The sequence below is a fragment of the Nocardia sp. NPDC059236 genome (assembly GCF_042754085.1).
GTDB lineage: Bacteria > Actinomycetota > Actinomycetes > Mycobacteriales > Mycobacteriaceae > Nocardia.
The window spans coordinates 1-18,396 of the sequence record NZ_JBHZAF010000046.1 but is presented as its reverse complement, the minus strand read 5'-3'; the positions used below and the strand labels follow the sequence as shown (position 1 = coordinate 18,396).

14 protein-coding genes are annotated in these 18,396 nt (G+C 68.4%); 4 read left to right on the top strand and 10 right to left on the bottom strand.

What is annotated here, in order from left to right:
* Nucleotides 1-202 precede the first annotated feature (202 nt).
* Nucleotides 203-1,639, bottom strand: coding sequence for a type I glutamate--ammonia ligase (glnA, locus tag ACFXIV_RS47175; protein ID WP_357010665.1), 1,437 nt, complete (start codon nucleotides 1,637-1,639; stop codon nucleotides 203-205).
* A 450-nt stretch (nucleotides 1,640-2,089) separates the two neighbouring features.
* Between glnA and ACFXIV_RS47170 the strand changes: the two genes are divergently transcribed.
* Together ACFXIV_RS47170 and ACFXIV_RS47165 are read left to right on the top strand one after the other, a co-directional pair.
* A complete protein-coding gene (locus tag ACFXIV_RS47170) occupies nucleotides 2,090-2,620 on the top strand; it encodes an RDD family protein (protein ID WP_364626275.1) in 531 nt (176 codons plus the stop codon).
* A gap of 226 nt (nucleotides 2,621-2,846) precedes the next feature.
* A complete protein-coding gene (locus tag ACFXIV_RS47165; protein WP_379404878.1) occupies nucleotides 2,847-3,734 on the top strand; it encodes an alpha/beta hydrolase in 888 nt (295 codons plus the stop codon).
* A 112-nt stretch (nucleotides 3,735-3,846) separates the two neighbouring features.
* Here the strand turns inward: ACFXIV_RS47165 and ACFXIV_RS47160 are convergent, their stop codons facing one another.
* The 7 genes from ACFXIV_RS47160 to sucB all read right to left on the bottom strand — a co-directional run bounded on the left by ACFXIV_RS47160 (nucleotide 3,847) and on the right by sucB (nucleotide 12,245).
* Nucleotides 3,847-4,590: a DUF4191 domain-containing protein gene (locus tag ACFXIV_RS47160; RefSeq protein ID WP_379378273.1), complete on the bottom strand. Its 744-nt coding sequence runs from the start codon at nucleotides 4,588-4,590 to the stop codon at nucleotides 3,847-3,849.
* 126 nt (nucleotides 4,591-4,716) lie between these two features.
* Nucleotides 4,717-6,912: an elongation factor G-like protein EF-G2 gene (locus ACFXIV_RS47155; protein WP_379404880.1), complete on the bottom strand. Its 2,196-nt coding sequence runs from the start codon at nucleotides 6,910-6,912 to the stop codon at nucleotides 4,717-4,719.
* Nucleotides 6,913-7,095: 183 nt separating this feature from the next.
* Nucleotides 7,096-8,136 carry a lipoyl synthase gene (gene lipA / locus ACFXIV_RS47150; protein ID WP_357010675.1) on the bottom strand — a complete coding sequence of 347 codons (1,041 nt, stop codon included), beginning with the start codon at nucleotides 8,134-8,136 and terminating at the stop codon, nucleotides 7,096-7,098.
* A 22-nt stretch (nucleotides 8,137-8,158) separates the two neighbouring features.
* A complete protein-coding gene (gene lipB / locus ACFXIV_RS47145) occupies nucleotides 8,159-8,974 on the bottom strand; it encodes a lipoyl(octanoyl) transferase LipB (RefSeq protein WP_379404882.1) in 816 nt (271 codons plus the stop codon).
* Nucleotides 8,971-9,483: a GNAT family N-acetyltransferase gene (locus ACFXIV_RS47140; protein WP_379404896.1), complete on the bottom strand. Its 513-nt coding sequence runs from the start codon at nucleotides 9,481-9,483 to the stop codon at nucleotides 8,971-8,973. Before ACFXIV_RS47140 ends, lipB begins: the two co-directional genes overlap by 4 nt.
* 81 nt (nucleotides 9,484-9,564) lie before the next feature.
* Nucleotides 9,565-10,464 carry a TIGR01777 family oxidoreductase gene (locus tag ACFXIV_RS47135; protein WP_379404884.1) on the bottom strand — a complete coding sequence of 300 codons (900 nt, stop codon included), beginning with the start codon at nucleotides 10,462-10,464 and terminating at the stop codon, nucleotides 9,565-9,567.
* Between the two features lie 29 nt (nucleotides 10,465-10,493).
* A complete protein-coding gene (sucB, locus tag ACFXIV_RS47130) occupies nucleotides 10,494-12,245 on the bottom strand; it encodes a 2-oxoglutarate dehydrogenase, E2 component, dihydrolipoamide succinyltransferase (protein ID WP_379404886.1) in 1,752 nt (583 codons plus the stop codon).
* Between the two features lie 784 nt (nucleotides 12,246-13,029).
* Here sucB and ACFXIV_RS47125 point away from each other — a divergent pair.
* Nucleotides 13,030-13,365 (top strand): oxidoreductase, encoded by a 336-nt coding sequence (locus ACFXIV_RS47125; RefSeq protein WP_379404888.1) that lies wholly within the window; start codon nucleotides 13,030-13,032, stop codon nucleotides 13,363-13,365.
* A 103-nt stretch (nucleotides 13,366-13,468) separates the two neighbouring features.
* On the opposite strand, the gene ACFXIV_RS47120 is transcribed toward ACFXIV_RS47125, so the two are convergent.
* Nucleotides 13,469-14,974, bottom strand: coding sequence for a leucyl aminopeptidase (locus tag ACFXIV_RS47120; RefSeq protein ID WP_379404890.1), 1,506 nt, complete (start codon nucleotides 14,972-14,974; stop codon nucleotides 13,469-13,471).
* 234 nt (nucleotides 14,975-15,208) lie between these two features.
* On the opposite strand from ACFXIV_RS47120, the gene tuf reads away from it, so the two are divergent.
* Nucleotides 15,209-16,405 (top strand): elongation factor Tu, encoded by a 1,197-nt coding sequence (gene tuf / locus ACFXIV_RS47115; protein ID WP_379404892.1) that lies wholly within the window; start codon nucleotides 15,209-15,211, stop codon nucleotides 16,403-16,405.
* Between the two features lie 4 nt (nucleotides 16,406-16,409).
* On the opposite strand, the gene ACFXIV_RS47110 is transcribed toward tuf, so the two are convergent.
* Nucleotides 16,410-17,837, bottom strand: coding sequence for a sugar porter family MFS transporter (locus ACFXIV_RS47110; RefSeq protein ID WP_379404894.1), 1,428 nt, complete (start codon nucleotides 17,835-17,837; stop codon nucleotides 16,410-16,412).
* Between the last annotated feature and the right edge of the window lie 559 nt (nucleotides 17,838-18,396).

The window sequence follows — 18,396 nt, the reverse complement described above, 5'->3', positions numbered from 1 at the left end:
CGCCTTTGGGCGGTTACTGGCGGTGGTAATAAGTCACCGAACCTATACTCCGCGGGGCCAACCCGGGGGCTATAATTGGGGTTTGCCGCAAAACCCAGGGGGGGTGGCAAACCGGTAAGTTGCCCCCCCCCGCTTCTTTCTGCCTACTGCGTACCTACTGCGTACCGAACGCGAGAATCAACCGCGTTCGCGCAGGTCAGGATTACACGTCGAAGTACAGCTCGAACTCGTACGGGTGCGGCCGCAGGTTGACGGGCGCGATTTCCTGGGTGCGCTTGATGTCGATCCAGGTCTCGATCAGGTCCTCGGTGAACACGCCACCCTCGGTGAGGTAGTCGTGGTCTTCCTCGAGGCGGTCGATGACCGACGCCAGCGAGGTGGGGGCCTGCGGGATGTTCTTGGCCTCCTCCGGCGGGAGCTCGTAGAGGTCCTTGTCGACCGGGGCCATCGGCTCGAGCTTGCGCTTGATGCCGTCCAGGCCGGCCATCATCATGGCGGCGAAGGCCAGGTACGGGTTACCCGAGGAGTCCGGCGCGCGGAACTCGATGCGCTTGGCCTTCGGGTTCGAGCCGGTGATCGGGATGCGGATCGCGGCCGAGCGGTTGCGCTGCGAGTACACCAGGTTGATGGGGGCCTCGTAGCCCGGCACCAGACGGTGGTAGGAGTTCACGGTCGGGTTGGTGAACGCCAGCAGCGACGGGGCGTGGTGCAGGATGCCGCCGATGTAGTGACGCGCCAGATCCGACAGGCCCGCGTAGCCGGACTCGTCGTGGAACAGCGGCTTGCCGTCCTTCCACAGCGACTGGTGGGCGTGCATGCCCGAGCCGTTGTCGCCGAAGAGCGGCTTCGGCATGAAGGTAACGGTCTTACCCTCCTGCCACGCGGTGTTCTTCACGATGTACTTGAACAGCTGCAGGTCGTCAGCGGCGCCCAGCAGGGTGTTGAAGCGGTAGTTGATCTCGGCCTGACCGGCGGTGCCGACCTCGTGGTGGCCGCGCTCCAGGTCGAAGCCCGCGTTCTGCAGGTTGGTCGAGATCTTGTCGCGCAGGTCGACGTAGTGGTCGTACGGGGCAACCGGGAAGTAACCACCCTTGTTGCGCACCTTGTAGCCACGGTTCGGGGTGCCGTCGGCGTTGTACTCGGCGCCGGTGTTCCAGGAGCCCGAGATCGAGTCGATCTCGTAGAAGGCGCCGTTCATGGCCGAGTCGTAGCGGATCGAGTCGAAGATGTAGAACTCGGCCTCGGCACCGAAGTAGCAGGTGTCGGCGATGCCGGTCGAACGCAAGTACTCCTCGGCCTTACGCGCGATGTTGCGCGGGTCGCGGGAGTAGGCCTCGCGGGTGAACGGGTCGTGCACGAAGAAGTTCATGTTCAGCGTCTTCGCGGCGCGGAAGGGGTCGATCCGGGCAGTGCTGAAGTCGGGCAGCAGCAGCATGTCCGACTCGTCGATCGACTGGAAGCCGCGCACCGACGAACCGTCGAAGGCGAGGCCCTCTTCGGCGAGATCAGCGGTGAACGCCTTCGCCGGGATCGAGAAGTGCTGCTGCACACCGGGGAGGTCGGTGAACCGAACGTCGACGTATTCGAGCTCCTCCTCCTTGATGTACTTGATGACCTCGTCGGCCGTGCTGAACGCCACTTAGTACTCCTTACGGATCGGTTCCCAGCCAGTGGTGACTGCATGGGTTCGTCGCGACCACACGGTATGGACGCGGTGTTTCCCTGTAATCAAGGCTGTGTTTCGCCAGTGTTACACGCACTGCTGGCCGGGGGTTCGGCGGTGCCCCCGGGTTCGCGAAGACGCCGCAGCGGTCGCCGAGCAATGCTCGACCAGCAGGGACATCCTGCCACCGACCTGCCCGAAGCGGCTGTTAAGACTCTGAAAAATTAGGGGCCTTGCCAACTCCGGCCCGGCCATCGTGACAATCCTCACCGCCGGGCATCCACCTGGCAATCTCGGATGCCGAGCGATTGCGCGCCCGTCCGGGACCGGGTGAACAGCTAGGACGCACCCATATATGGTTCCGTCCTCGCACCCCGACCGGCAGGGGCGCGAAACCGGCCCGCCGACGCCGCATAAGCTGGGCGCATGGCTCGCATCACCGGCTCCTGGCTGTCCGGACCGAACGCCGAATCCGGAGACAACCCGCCCGGTGACTACCAGGGCAAGGAACTCGGCCTGCCGCCGTCCGGACGCGGCGCGCTCGCCCCCTTCACCCGCCGCGTGCTGGCGCTGCTCGTCGACTGGTTCATCTCGATGGGCCTGGCCGCGATCATCGTGCGGCCCGATGCCGAGCACATCATCTCGAAGATGACCATTCCGAAGGGCCAGCAACCGCCCTCGCACTTCGAGGTCATCACCCAGGCGCTGTCGACGCCGACGCTGCTGGTGTGGTTCGTGCTGGGGATCGCCGCGGTCACGCTGTTCGGCTTCACGCCCGGCCAGTACTTCCTGAAGCTGCGCGTCAGCCGGGTTGATGCCGACGCGCCGGTCGGTTTCATTCGCGCCCTGGTCCGGCAGCTCATCCTGCTGTTCGTCATTCCTGCCCTGTTCACCGACAGCGACGGCCGCGGCATGCACGATCGCGCGACCGGCACCGCCCTGGTCTACAGCCGCTGACCCGCGCCGCGCACTTCCGCGCGGGTTGATTCGAAACCCGGAACAGCGCGCGCGTCGGTCTGCGCCGGGCCTGTGACCTGCGATGCTGTTGGTGCAGTGTGTGGCAGGACGTTGCCAAATGTTCACCGCAGTTTGCCTTCGATCGGTATGGTTGCGGCGATTTGCCGCGACGCAGCCGCCAGGTTGACGTCGGGCAGATAGCTGATGCTGTGCTGATGGAGGATCGATGGTCGAGGGCTACCGGGATGCCGCGTGGAGAATCAGCCGGCGGTCCCTGTTCGCGACCACCGGCCTGCTCGGCCTGGCCGGCGCCTGCGCGGCCGTCAGCGCGGGCGGCAATGCGGCGGTCGACCCGGCGGAGATCGGGCAGACCGCGGCCGGCATCACCCCCGTCGTCCGGGTGGAACGGGTCTACTCGGCCGCCCGCCGCCGCGACGTGGACCTGGTCACCATCCTGCCGCCCGGCGTCCCCACCGAGAACCTGCCCGTGTCGCTGCTGCTGCACGGCCTGCACGGCACCGCCCGCACCTCGGCCGTCGGCAATATCGGCGACGTGCTGGCCGCCGGGGTCGTCACCCGGCTGTCCCCGGCCTTCGGTTTCGTGGCCCTCGACGGCGGCGACAACTACTGGCACGACCACGGCACCGGCGACGATCCAATGTCCATGCTGCTCAACGAGGTTCCCGGCTGGCTGGCGCAGCGCCGCCTGGGCGCACCGGGAGGTCTGCCGTTCGCCTGCACCGGCACCTCCATGGGTGGCTTCGGCGCGCTGGTGTACTCGCGCCGCCGCTACGAACAGGGCCGGCCGCTGAATGCGGTTGCTGCCATGTCGCCGGGGTTGCTCACCTCGTGGACCGAAATGGCCAAGCGGAACGCCTTCATCGATGCCGATCAGTGGGCGGCACTCGACCCGCTGCGCAACCTCGACAAGGCGGGCCCGGCCCCCGTCGGCGTGTGGTGCGGCGACCGCGACCGCTTCATCGACGGCTGCCGCCGCTACATCGCCACCGCCCACCCTGAGATCGGCCTGGTCACCCCGGGCACGCACGCCGACGAGTACTGGCGCACCGTCACCCCGGACGTCGTCCGCTTCCTCTCCCGCTACGTCGGCTGATCTTCCGGTACGACCCGGTCGGCCCGAGAGCGTCAGGCCTTGTGGCCGAAGGCATTTCGGAAACGAACGAGGCCCGCGTCCTGGGGACGCGGGCCTCGAAGGTTCCGGTGGGTCAGCGGCGGCGGATGCTGCGCTGCACGCCGCGCATCTTGGCGCCGCTCGGCAGCGGGCCCTTGGGGAGGGCCGGGCCGCCGCGGGTGGCCAGCGCGGACAGCCGGCCCTCGATGAGGTCCATGCGCTTGGTGTCGATATTGCGGGGGAGCTTGGTCAGGTAGCGCTGCAGTTCCTTCAGCGGCACCTGGTCCTGCTCGTTGCCGATCACCACGTCGTAGATCGGGGTGTCGCCGACCAGGCGGGAGACCTTCTTCTTCTCCTGCGCGAGCAGGGATTTCACGCGCTGCGGCGAACCCTCCGCGACCAGGATGACACCGGGCAGGCCGACCACGCGGTGCACGGCGTCGAGCTGGGTGGTGGCGGCGACGCCAGGGGAGACCCGCCACTTGCCCTGCAGGTTGTCCAGCACCCAGGCGGCCGCGCCGGCCTGACCCTCGGCCTTGGCGTACACGTTCTTCTGGACCCGGCGGCCGAAGATGATGAACGCGGCCAGCGCGCCCAGCAGCAGACCGATCGGCAGCAGGAACCACTGCATGCCGAAGATCAGGCCGATCACCAGGAACAGCACGGTCACGCCGACGAGGGCGCCGATCATCAGCGGCAGCAGCAGCTTGTCTTCCTTGCGCTGCATCTGGAATGCCTGCCAGAGTTGCTGGCGGCGCTCCTTCGACGCCTGTTTGCGCGCCGCCTTCGCCGCGGCCTTCGCTTCCTTCGACGGATTACCGCCCTTGCCTGCTGCCATGGCGTCCAGCTTAATGGCCGGGTGCGCCCGGTTCGCGACGGGATCATGGGGATGGCGAGCGGTCGGTAACGCCGCGGCGGCCGTCATCTCACCCAGTGGGATCGGTGGCAGCCAGACCGGCCGGATTCAGCCGTTGCTCCCGGCCTTGTCCCGCATCGACTCCGCCAGCTGGGTGGGCATGGCCTCGTGCCGCGCGTACGCGCGGGTGAAGGTGGCCCCGCCGTGCGCCAGTGAACGCAGGTCCACGGCGTAGCGGCTGAGCTCGAGTTCCGGCACCTCGGCGCGAATCGCGGTGCGCCCCAGCCCGACCGGCTCGGTGCCCAGCACCCGGCCCCGGCGGCTGGACAGATCGACCAGCACCGGTCCCACGTAGTCGTCCGAAACCACCACGTGCACTTCGGATATCGGCTCCAGCAGGTTGATGCGCGCCGCTGCGGCCGCCTCCCGCAGGGCCAGCGCCCCGGCCATCTGGAAGGCCGCGTCCGAGGAGTCGACCGAATGCGCCTTCCCGTCGAACAGCGTCACCCGGACATCCACGAGTGGATATCCGGCCGCCACACCCCGCGCGGCCTGGGCGCGCACGCCCTTCTCGACCGACTGAATGAACTGGCGCGGAACGACTCCGCCCACCACCTTGTCCACGAACTCGATCCCGGACCCCTCGGGGAGCGGCGCCACCTCGATCTCGCAGATGGCGTACTGCCCGTGCCCGCCGGACTGCTTCACATGCCGCCCCCGCCCGGACGCCTGGGTGGCGAAGGTCTCGCGCAGCGCCACCCGGTGGTCGATGACATCCACGTGCACCCCGAACCGGGACCGCAGCCGTTCCAGCGCCACATCGCGATGCGCCTCGCCCAGCACCCACAGCACCAGCTGATGGGTGTCGGGGTTCTGTTCCAGCCGCACCGTCGGATCCTCGGCGACCAGTCGCGACAGGCCCTGCGAGAGCTTGTCCTCGTCGGCCTTGCTGTGCGCCTTCACGGCCACCGGCAGCAGCGGATCGGGCATGGACCACGGCTCGATGATGAGCGGGAAATCCTTGGCGGACAACGTATCCCCGGTCTCGGCGTGCGACAGCTTGCTCACGCACACGATGTCCCCGGCGATGGCCTGCGGCAGCGGCCGCTGCTGCTTCCCGAACGGCGCGGACACCCCGCCGACGCGTTCGTCGGCATCGTGATCACCGGTGTCGCCCTGTCCGTGCCCGCACACGTGCACAGTGTCGTCGGCGTGCAGTGTGCCCGAGAACACCCGCACCAGCGACAACCGGCCCACATAGGGATCGGAGGCGGTGCGGATCACCTCGGCGGCCAGCGGTGCGGCGGGATCGCAGGCCAGCGCGGCGGCCTTGCCGCCGGACCCGGTCGCGGACACGGGATGCTCGGCGGGCGTGGGGAATCCGCGCGTGATCAGATCCAGGATCTCCACCGTGCCGAGCCCCTGCCGCGCGCCCTCCGGCGGTGGTGCGGCGATCAGCACCGGATGGAAACTGCCGCGGGCCACCGCCTTTTCGAGGTCCGCGACCAGTGTGGCCAGGTCGATCTCCTCGCCGCCGATGTAGCGGTCCATGAGGGTCTCGTCCTCGCTCTCGGCGATGATGCCCTCGATGAGCCGGTTGCGCGCCTCCTCCAGCTGCTCCCGCTGCTCCTCGGAGGCGGGCGTTTCCACGCGTTCCCCGGTGGCGTAGTCGTAGACGTGCTGGGTGAGCAGTTCGATCAGCCCGGTCACCGGCCGATGACCGTCGGCGCCCTTGGGCCCGTACACCGGAAGGTGCAGCGGCAGCATGCTTTCCGCCCGGCCGCCGCCCAGAATCTCGCGGCAGGTCTCGGTCATGTCCTCGAAGTCCGCGCGCGCGGTGTCCAGATGGGTGAGCACGATGGCGCGCGGCATGCCGACGCGCGCGCACTCCTCCCACAGTGCCAGCGTCGCCCCGCTCACGCCCTCCACGCCCGCGGCGGCGGAGAGCACGAAAAGGGCCGCGTCCGCCGCTCGCAGACCGGCCCTGAGTTCCCCGACGAAATCCGCGTAGCCGGGGGTGTCGAGAAGATTGACCTTGACGTGGTCCCAGCCCATCGGCACCACCGACAGTTGCACGGACCGGTGTTGTCGCTGCTCGATGTCGTCGTAGTCCGAGACGGAGGTGCCGTCCTCGACCCGCCCGGCCCGGGGTACCGCCCCGGCCGCCACGGCGAGCGCCTCCACCAGCGTGGTCTTCCCGGACCCGCTGTGGCCTACCAGCACCACATTCCGTATATCGGCCGGCCTTTCGGCCACGACCACCCTGCCGTTGACACCTTGCGACGTCGTCGTTCGCTCGACCATGGCTCGCTCCCGGGGTCGATCAATGCGGTCCTTCGAGCTTCCCACCAGCGCTGCGCACACGTCCACGAATCGACCGAACCGATTTGGATGGCGCGCCGATACCCGCCGTTCACCTGGCGAGGTGTCGCAAAACGACTGTGGCCCGGACGGTGCGTCCGGGCCACAGTGCACGAATTCGATCGGCTAGGAGCCGAAGCGCGCCAGCACGCTGGTCGCCTCCTGCGCCGCGCTGCCCTCCTCGGCGAGATGGGCCATCTCCGGAGAGATCTCACGACCGTGGTGGCGCATGGCCTGGGCGTACAGGCGACCCGCCCGGTAGGACGAGCGGACCAGCGGACCGGCCATCACGCCGGCGAAGCCCATGGCCTCGGCGGCCTTGGAGTGCTCCACGAACTCCTCCGGCTTCACCCACCGGTCGACCGGGTGGTGGCGCGGGGAGGGCCGCAGGTACTGGGTGATGGTGATGATGTCGCAGCCCGCCTCGTGCAGGTCGCGCAGGCCCTGGGTGACTTCTTCCGGGGTCTCGCCCATGCCCAGGATGAGGTTGGACTTGGTGACCAGACCGGCCTCGCGCGCGGCGGTGATGACCGCCAGCGACCGCTCGTAGCGGAAGGCCGGCCGGATGCGCTTGAAGATGCGCGGCACCGTCTCCAGGTTGTGCGCGAGCACCTCCGGCCGCGACTCGAAGACCTCGGCCAGCTGCTCGGGCACGGCATTGAAGTCCGGGATCAGCAGCTCGACGCCGGTGTGCGGGTTGAGCCGCTTGATGGCGCGCACGGTCTCGGCGTACAGCCACGCGCCGCCGTCCTCGAGGTCGTCGCGCGCGACGCCGGTGACGGTCGAGTAGCGCAGCCCCATGGCCTGCACGCTCTCGGCCACGCGCCGCGGCTCGTCCCGGTCCAGGGCGGCGGGCTTGCCGGTGTCGATCTGGCAGAAGTCGCAGCGGCGGGTGCACTGCTCACCGCCGATGAGGAAGGTGGCCTCGCGGTCCTCCCAGCACTCGAAGATGTTGGGACACCCGGCTTCCTCGCAAACCGTGTGCAGCCCTTCGCGTTTCACCAGACCCTTGAGTTCGGTGTACTCGGGTCCCATGGTGGCGCGGGTGCGGATCCACGAGGGCTTGCGCTCGATCGGGGTCTCGGCGTTGCGGGCCTCGATGCGAAGCAGCTTGCGGCCGTTGGGTGCGGCCGGGTCATTCGATGTCGGGGTATCGACGGAAGTCACTTTGTCCACCCTACGCTCATGATCATTCGGCCTTGACGGGCACGGTTCCGGTCACCACCGGAAGCTGATCGGTGGTCGCCGCCGGAAGTGGTTCGGGGCATTCGGGCGCGGCCTTCGCGCAGCGGGAAATGGTGTGGTCGGTCACCTTCAGCGCGCCGTCGAGGGCGCGGGCGATGGCGTCGGCGACCAGCGGCCGCACCTCGTCCACGGTCACCTCGCGGCCGACTTCGCGGCTCAGCGTGGTGACGCCGGCATCGCGAATTCCGCACGGCACGATGGCATCGAAGGCGTCGAGGCTGGAATTGCAGTTCAGCGAGATGCCGTGCAACGTGACCCCGCGCTGGACGCGCACGCCGATGGCCGCGACCTTCCGCTCGGGCAGGAACTCGCTCGCGGGCACCCACACGCCCGAACGGCCTTCCACCCGGCCGGTTTCCAGCCCGAGCTGCGCGCAGACTGTGATGAGGGCTTCCTCCAGGCGGCGCACATAGGCGACCACATCGACCGGTTCGGCCAGTCGCACAATGGGATAGCCGACCAGTTGCCCGGGACCGTGCCAGGTGATCTTCCCGCCGCGGTCGACCTCGATGACCGGGCTGCCGTCCATGGGCAGGTCCTGCGGCTCGGTGCGGCGGCCGGCGGTGTAGACGAAGGGGTGTTCCAGCAGGAGCAGGCGATCCTGCCCGAGGCCATCGGCGCGTTCGGCGGCGATCGACCGCTGCAGTTCCCAGGCTTGCTGGTAATCGATGAGGCCCAGATTCTCGACGGCGAGGGGTGTGCCGTCGAAGCGGGCCGAGACCGCACTGGGTAACGGTGCGGTGGCCGTACTCTCACTCACGATGGCGACGTTACCCCTTCGTCGACGACGCGTTGCATCAGCGTCAAGTCCATCCAGCGCCCGAATTTGTGCCCGACTTCCGGCATCTGACCGACGATGTTGAAGCCGAATTTCTCGTGCAGCGCGATCGACGTGCGGTTACTCGACTCGATCGCCGCGATCATGGTGTGCACGCCGCCCCGGCTCGCCCGTACCAGCAGCTCGCGCATGAGCGCCGTGGCCACTCCGCGCCGCTGGAATATATCTGACACGTACACCGAGTTCTCGACGGCGAACCGGTAGCCGGACTTCGGTCGGAACTGCCCGTAACTGGCGTACCCCGCGACCTTGCCGTCGATCTCGGCCACCAGCACCGGATGTCCGGCTCCGGTCCGCGCCGCGAACCAGGCCTTGCGCTCGTCCAGGTCGGCGAGTTCGGTATCCCAGATGGCGGTGGTCTCCGCGATGGCGTTGTTGTGGATCACCAGGATCTCGGGGAGATCGCTCTCGCGCGCATCCCGCACCAGCAGGTCGGACGGATGATTGGTCACGTTCCACACGGTATCGACGGGCCCACTGTGACGTGCGCCGCGCCCACCGCAACGGGCCGGTCAGCCGGACTGGCCGAGCGTCGCGGACAGTGCCGCGCCGATGGTGGGGTGCTGGAAGGGGTATCCGGCGGCCTCGAGCGCGGTGGGAATCGCCCTGGGGCCGTGCAGGATTGCCTCTTCGGCGAACTCACCCACGGCCAGCCGCAGCGCGAACGCGGGCACCATCAGGGGCGTCGGCCGGTGCATGACGCGGCCCAGCGCGCGGGTGAACTCCGCATTGGTGACCGGTGCGGGACCGACCATATTGACCGGGCCGGAAAGGCTTTCGTGGGTGAGCGCGTAGATGATCGCGCCGACCTCGTCGTCCAGGGAGATCCACGGCACGTACTGGCGGCCGCTGCCCAGCCGCCCGCCGAGGCCGAGAAAGTAGAGGGGATACAGCATTCCGAGCATGCCGCCGTGCCGGGCCAGCACCACCGCCGAGCGCAGCAGCACCGTGCGCACGCCGGCGTCGGCGGCCTGTTCGGTGGCGGCCTCCCAGTCGGCGCACAGGCCGGCCAGGAAACCCTTTCCGGCAGGGGAACTCTCGGTGACGACGCGGTCGCCGGGATCGCCGCCGTAGTAGTGCACGCCGCTGGCATTGACCAGCGTCGGCACTCCTGCGGCGGCGACCGCGGCGGCCAGCACGTCGGTGGGGACGATGCGGCTGTCGCGCAGCTCCTGCTTGTAGCTGCCGGTCCAGCGCCGCTGCCCGATACCCGCGCCGCAGAGGTTCACCACGGCGTCGGCGCCGCGCAGCGCACGTTCGTCCAGATTGGAACGGACGGGGTCCCAGGTGAATTCGTCGCGGGCGTGCACGGGACGGCGCACGAGGCGGATGACCTCGTGCCCGTCGCGGCGCAGAGCCGCGACGAGTGCCGTCCCGATCAGCCCGGACGAACCGGCGATCACGACTTTCATCCGATCAATCCTGCCGCCCGTATCCGGCATTAGAGCCCGAGGTCACCCTCGAACGCGGCCTCTTCCAGCCGGTGCTTGACGGTGGTCAGGAAGCGACCCGCGTCGGCGCCGTCGATGAGGCGGTGATCGTAGGTGAGCGGCAGGTAGGCCATCGAACGGATGCCGATGAACTCGCTGCCGTCGTCGCTGATCACCATGGGGCGCTTGACGATCGCGCCGGTGCCCAGCATGGCGGCCTGCGGCGGCAGCAGGATCGGGGTGTCGAACAGGGCGCCCTGGGAACCGATATTGGTGATGGTGAAGGTGCCGTTGGCCAGCTCGTCCGGCTTCAGGCCACCGGTGCGCGCACGGTTGGCGATATCGGCGATGGCACGAGCGAGTCCGGCCAGCGACAGATCGTTGGCGTTGTGGATGACCGGCGAGAGCAGGCCCTGCTCGGTGTCGACCGCGATACCCAGGTTGACCACCGAGTGGTAGGTGATCTCCTTGGTGTCGGAGTTGTAGGACGCGTTCACGTTCGGGTGCACGGCCAGCGCCTCGATGACAGCCTTGGCGTAGAACGGCAGGAACGTGATGTTCACGCCCTCACGCTGCTTGAACGCGGCCTTGGCGCGGTTGCGCAGGGACGCGATCTTGGTCATGTCGACCTCGTGCACCTGGGTGAGCTGCGCGGTGGTCTGCAGCGACTCCAGGGTCTTGGTCGCGGTGATCTGCCGGATGCGGCTGGCCTTCTGGACCGTGCCGGTCAGGTGCGACAGCGACGGACGCGGCGCGGGCGCGGCAGCAGCCGGGGCGACCCGAGCAGCGGCGGCGGGCGCGGCAGCGGCGGGGGCCGGAGCCTTTTTGGCCTCCGCGGCGGCGAGCACATCCTGCTTGCGGATGCGGCCACCGACACCGGAACCGGTGAGGGTCGCGAGGTCAACGTTGTTCTCCGCGGCCAGCTTTCGCACCAGCGGGGTCACGTAGGGGCCGCCGTTGGTGGAGGGCTCCTCGGCCGGGGTGGCCGCGGCCGGAACCGGAGCGGGCTTGGGAGCCGGAGCCGGAGCCGGAGCCGGAGCGGGGGCCGGGGCGGGCGCGGGCGCCGGAGCCGCAGCGGCCGGAGCGGGGGCAGGCGCAGGAGCGGGCGCGGGGGCCGGAGCGGGCGCGGCCGCAGCAACGCCGCTGCCGATGACGCCCAGCTGACCGCCAACGGCGATCACGTCGTCCTCCTGCGCGGAGATCTCCAGCAGGGTGCCGGCGACCGGCGACGGGATCTCGGTGTCGACCTTGTCGGTGGAGACCTCGAGCAGCGGCTCGTCCACGGCGACCTGGTCGCCGACCTGCTTCAGCCAGCGGGTGACGGTGCCCTCGGTGACGGACTCACCGAGCTCCGGCATCTTGACCGGGGTGCCGGAGGCGGCAGCGGCCGGGGCGGGCGCTGCGGGGGCCGGCGCCGGAGCGGCGGCGACCGGCTGCGGGGCCGGGGCGGGTGCGGGGGCCGGCGCTGGCGCCGGGGCAGGGGCGGCGGCGGGTGCCGGGGCGGCGGCTGGGGCCGGAGCGGAACCGGCCTCACCGATCACGCCGAGCTCGCCGCCGACCTCGACCACGTCGTCCTCCTGGGCGACGATCTTCGTGAGAACGCCTGCGACCGGGGACGGGATCTCGGTGTCGACCTTGTCGGTGGAGACCTCGAGCAGCGGCTCGTCGACCTCGACCGTGTCTCCTTCCTGCTTCAGCCACCTGGTCACAGTGCCCTCGGTGACGCTCTCACCAAGAGCCGGCATCTGGACGGAGAAGGTCATGTCCGTTGACTCCTCTGACTGCTCGTCGGGTTAAACAGTTCGTCTCTCCGCGGGAGTGGCACCGCGGGTCGCGGTGTCGTCCCGACGGCCACCGATCATTCTGTGGCACCGGAGATCCGTGTTGGTTCTTGTTCCAGCCACCCATCCTTGCACTCGTCCGGGTGCGGCGTGTCACAGGGCGGCCGTTGCGCCGACCTCTCAGTGTCGCGATCCCCCGCGTGAGCAAGAGATCTCCCTGGCGTGAGCGTGAATTGGCGGGAATGGCATGAGACGTATCACGTTTGCGCGCGACACTCCTTTTCGGGGTGCCGCTGGCCGGGAGTCGAGGCATCGCTGAGCGTGATAGCCGACAGCTAGCTGAACCCACCGCCGCCCGCCGGCCGGATGGCTGAGCGTCCACGGAGAGCGCGGCGGTTGCGTCGCGGGAGTGATGAATTCGCGGGGAGTGGTGAATCGGTTGAGAGCACGCAGGATGCCGACAGCCTCGCCGCAATGTCGATGGGCGCCGTCGGCGCACGCGAACGCCGGTTCGCATGTCTCTCGTGTCGGCGCATGGCGCGGCATCGCCTCACCGGCCCTGAATTGCCGAGTGCGCCACCGGGCTCGCCGAATCGCGTTTCTGCGGTCGTCCCCGGGCGCGGGAGCCGGCGCTGGGCTGAGCTGGGGCTGAACGGATTCTGTGGGGCTGCTTAGGGGTTGGCCGGGGGACTGGCGAACGGTCCGGGAACTGGCACTATCGAATTATCCGGCGGTCTTTCCGTGGCCGGAGAGGAGGTAGCCGGGGATGGGTTTCCTGGATCTGTTCGGGCGCAGCGGTACCGCGCGCCGGGGTGATGCCGACCCCGAGGCGATGGCGCATCTCGTCGCCTGGACCCGAAGCCATTACGGCGTGGAGGCTTTCGTCGAGCCGCGCACGACCGTGTCCGATGTCTCGGTCCTCCTGGTCGCCCACGACGGGTCGTGGACCCGCCGCGCGGTCGGCGAGCGCGGCGCGCAACGCCTGTCCGCCACCTTGAACATCCCCGTCTACGACGCCCGCCGAGTCGGCTACCCCCAGCGCATGCGCGACCACGAGGCCCGCCGCCGCATCCTCGAACGCCGCGCGGCTCAGGACCTCTGACGCCGGGACCCGGAACGTCCGGCGCGAGTCCGGCCGCGCCGAACGACGACGCCCGCCACCGCATCGAGCGGGGGCGGGCGTCCGTGTGCGACTGCGCCGTTCGCTATTCGGCGGCGATGTCCTCGAGGGTTGCGATGAGGGTGCGGACCGGGACGCCGGTGCCGCCCTTGCCGATGTAGCCGAACGGCCCGCCGGTGTTGTAGGCGGGGCCGGCCACATCCAGGTGGGCCCACTGCACGCTCTCGGAGACGAACTCCTTGAGGAACAGCCCGGCCGACAGCATGCCGCCCCAGCGGTGCGGCGCGACGTTCTGCAGGTCGGCGATCTTGGAGTTCAGATCGGCGCGCAGTTCCGCGGGAAGCGGCATGGCCCAGGCGTTCTCGCCGACGGCCTGCGAGATGCGGGCCACCCGGTCGCGGAAGGCGTCGGTGCCCATGACGCCGGGGGTGCGGGTGCCGAGCGCGACCATCTGCGCACCGGTGAGGGTGGCGACGTCGATGACGTAGTCGGGTTCGTCCTGGCCCGCGCGCACGAGCGCGTCGGCCAGGATGAGCCGGCCCTCGGCATCGGTGTTGATGACCTCGACGGTGGTCCCGCCGAACTGGGTGAGCACGTCGCCGGGCCGCTGCGCGGTGGCCGACGGCATGTTCTCGGCCATCGGCACGGTGGCGATGACCGTGAGCGGCAGGCTCAGTCGCGCCGCCAGCAGCGTGGTGGCGATGACCGCCGCCGCGCCGCCCATGTCGGAGGTCATGTTCTCCATGTTCGCTGCGGGCTTGATGGAGATGCCGCCGGTGTCGAAGGTGATGCCCTTGCCGATGAGCGCCACCTTGGGGTCGCCGCCCGCGTAGGTGATGCGGATCAGTCGCGGCGGCCGCGAGGAGCCCTTGCCGACGCCGAGAATGCCGCCGTAGCCCTGGGATTCGAGTTCCTTCTCGTCCAGGATCTCCACCTGCAGGCCTGCGGCCTTGGCCAATTCCGCTGCGCGGTTGGCGAATTCGGCCGGGAACAGGTCGTTGGGCGGGGTGTTCACGAAATCCCGCGCGGTGGCGACGGCTTCGGCGACGGCCTGCGCCCGGAAAAGCGACTCTTCCCCGAATCCCGGTTCGGGAACCAGGAATTCGACGCGCTTGACCGGCTGATCGTCGTCCTTGGGCGCGGTCTTGGCGGACTTGAACGTGGTGAACTGGTACGCGCCCAGGTAGAAGCCCTCGGCCGCCGCGCCGAGGTCGAGCCCCGACAGGGTGGTGACCGCGGTCGCGACCCCGGTCAGCGCCCGCCCGGCCGCACCGGCCGACTTGCGGACCTGCTCGGCGTCGAGCTTGTCCTCGGCCCCGAGCCCGACCGCGAGCACGTAGTCGACGCCCAGCCCGGCCGGAGCCGGCACCCGCGTGACCTCCTCGCCCTTCCCCTTGGCCCCGACCGCCTGCAGCGCAGTCAGCAGCGCGGCCCGGGTCTCGCCGTCCAGCACATCCTCGAAGACGTCGGCGGGCGCGATGACCGGCCCGTCATCCGTCGAGGTGAGGCCGATGACGAGGACGTCGGCCTGCCCGATGCCCACGGTGCGTACGAGTTCCGGTCCGAGCGAACGATCTGCAACAGCTGTCATAACCGCCCACGTTACTTCCCCTGCTCACCCGAGGCGGGTTCGGCGCGTCTCCCGGGGACTCGCCGGGCGGAACACCACCTGTCAACAGTCCTGTACGCCCGGTTCGGGCTGTTCTCGACCTTTGCGGGCCGGCGCCTGAATACCCTGGAACAGACACCGCCGTCGGGCATGACTTCGCGGTGTCCCCACCCTCCGGTGCCCTCTCGAATCGCGCGGGCGCACAGGAGGTTTCCAGTGGCGAAGGCGAAGTTCCAGCGGACGAAGCCGCACGTCAATGTCGGTACCATCGGCCACATCGACCACGGCAAGACCACTCTCACCGCGGCGATCACCAGGGTCCTGCACAACAAATATCCGGACCTGAATCCCTTCACCCCCTTCGAGGCCATCGACAAGGCCCCCGAGGAACGGCAGCGCGGCATCACCATCTCCATCGCCCACGTGGAATACCAGACGGAGAACCGCCACTACGCGCACGTCGACTGCCCCGGCCACGCCGACTACATCAAGAACATGATCACCGGTGCCGCCCAGATGGACGGCGCCATCCTGGTGGTCGCCGCCACCGACGGCCCGATGCCGCAGACCAAGGAGCACGTCATCCTGGCACGCCAGGTCGGCGTCCCGAAAATGGTGGTGGCACTGAACAAGTGCGACATGGTCGAGGACGAGGAGATCCTGGAACTGGTCGAACTCGAGGTGAGCGACCTGCTCAGCGAATACGAATTCGACGGCGACAACACCCCCATCGTCCGCGTCTCCGCCTACCAGGCGCTGGAGAACCCGACCGGCGAGTGGGGCGACACCATCACCGAACTCCTGGCCGCCGTGGACGATTGGATCGACACCCCCACCCGCGAGGTCGAGAAGCCCTTCCTCATGCCCATCGAGGACGTCTTCACCATCACCGGCCGCGGCACCGTCGTCACCGGCCGTATCGAACGCGGCGTCCTGAAGGTCAACGCGGAGGTGGAGATCGTCGGCATCCGCCCGAAGACCACCAAGACCACCGTCACCGGCATCGAGATGTTCCGGAAACTGCTGGACGAGGGCCAGGCCGGCGAGAACGTCGGCCTCCTCCTGCGTGGCGTCCGCCGCGAAGATGTGGAGCGCGGCCAGTGCGTCATCAAGCCGGGTTCGGTCACACCCCACACCCAGTTCGAAGGCCAGGCGTACATCCTCTCGAAGGAGGAGGGTGGCCGCCACACCCCCTTCTTCAACAACTACCGCCCCCAGTTCTACTTCCGCACAACGGATGTCACTGGCGTGGTGACCCTGCCGAAGGAGGTGGAGATGGTCCTCCCGGGTGACAACGTCTCCATGGAGGTGGTCCTCATCCAACCCATAGCCATGGAGATCGGTCTCAAATTCGCCATCCGGGAGGGCGGCCGGACGGTCGGCGCCGGCCAGATCACCAAGATCCTCAAATAGCGGGTCAGCCCATTTCTTCCAGTGCCTTGCCCTTCGTCTCCGGAACCCACTTGAGCACGAAGGGAATCGAGAGGATGGCGAAGGCGGTGTAGATGACGTAGGTCCCCGACAGGTTCCAGTCGGCCAGGCTGGGGAAGCTGGCGGTGATGACCCAGTTGGCGATCCACTGCGCCGACGCGGCCACACCGAGCGCGGCGGCGCGCAGCCTGTTGGGGAACATCTCGCCGAGCAGCACCCACACCACGACACCCCACGACATGGCGAAGAACAGCACGAAGCTGTGCGCGGAGATGAGCGCCACGATGCCCTGGGTGTGCGGCAGGCTCACGCTGTTTCCGGACCCGGACTTGTAGGAGAACGCCCAGCCCTCCAGTGCGAGCGAGATCGCCATGCCCGTGGATCCGATGAGCGCCAGCGGTTTCCGCCCGATCCGGTCGACCAGCATCATGGCGATCACAGTGCCGACGATATTGATGATCGAGGTGGTGAACGAGTAGAAGAACGAACTGGACGGGTCGATGCCCACCGACTGCCACAGCGTCGCCGAGTAGTAGAAGACGACATTGATGCCGACCAGCTGCTGGAACACCGACAGTCCGATACCGATCCACACCACCGGCAGGAACCCGAACCCGCCGCCCAGCAGATCCTTGAACGTCGAACGGTGCTCACTGTGCATGGCCTGCTCGATCTCGGCCACCCGCGCGTCCAGATTCCCCTTGTCGCCCTCGACCTGGGCCAGCACCTCCTTGGCCTTGTCGGTCTTGCCGATGGAGATCAGATACCGCGGCGACTCCGGAATGGTGAACGAGAACAGCCCGTACAGCGCCGCCGGCACCACCATCACCCCGAGCATCCACTGCCAGGCCTCCAGTCCTGCGATGTGACCGCGCTGCTCACTACCCGCCATCTTCAGAATCGCGAAGTTCACCAACTGTGAAGTGGCGATACCGATCACGATGGCCGCCTGCTGGAACGACGCCAGCCGCCCGCGATACGCCGGCGGCGACACCTCGGCGATGTACGCGGGCCCGATCACCGACGCCATCCCGATCCCGATGCCACCGATCACACGCCACATCGCCAGATCCCACAGCGCGAACGGCAACGCCGACCCGATCGCACTACAGGTGAACAGCGTCGCCGCGATCCTCATGCACCAGATGCGCCCGATCCGGTCCGCGATCCGCCCCGCGATCGCCGCCCCCACCGCGCACCCGATCAATGCAATGGCCACCACCTGCGCCAAGGTCGCCGACCCGATGTCGTACCGATCCCGGATCGCCTCGACCGCCCCGTTGATGACGGAGCTGTCATACCCGAACAGAAACCCACCCATGGCCGCCGCAGCGGTAATGAACACGACATAGACGAGGCCGTCCGCCCCACCCACCTGGTCGCCGGGCGTACGCTCGCCCACCGTTGAATTCACGCAGACTCCTTCGTCCCGACCCGGAGCCTGGTGAGCCCGGGCCAACCACCTTGGGTAAGACCGAGATGACGCACAGAACCCCGTCAGACGGCGCACTCTGACGATCGTTGCTGCTGTGATGCTTGTCAACGCGGCCCGCAGGGGTCGTTTTCCGGTGATGTGGGCAGGCGGTTCGGCTGCGATGTGGTCTTCTCTCCCCGCCAACCGTTCGGCCTCTCGGAGTAGTAGCGCCGCGGTCTCGACGTCGCCGGCTCGCGCGGCGTCCGTCGCTCGCGACACCGCATACAGAACTCCGGACCGATCCTCGCGACTCTCTGTCCGCGCCCGAACAGCTGCGGCCACGAGACCTCCTTACCTATAGGCAGCGTTATGGGGAGGTATTCGGAGCCGTGCGGCCTTCGACTCGTCCGTGCCACTCATCCGATGTGCCGGAAAAGCGCAGGTAGACAGCCGATTTGACTTTGGTTCGTAGCAACACGTAACTTATTCCAGGTCAGAGCGACACGGACACCGACCCGGAGCCCCAAGGGCCTGGGAAACGAGGTTGGACGAGGAGCGC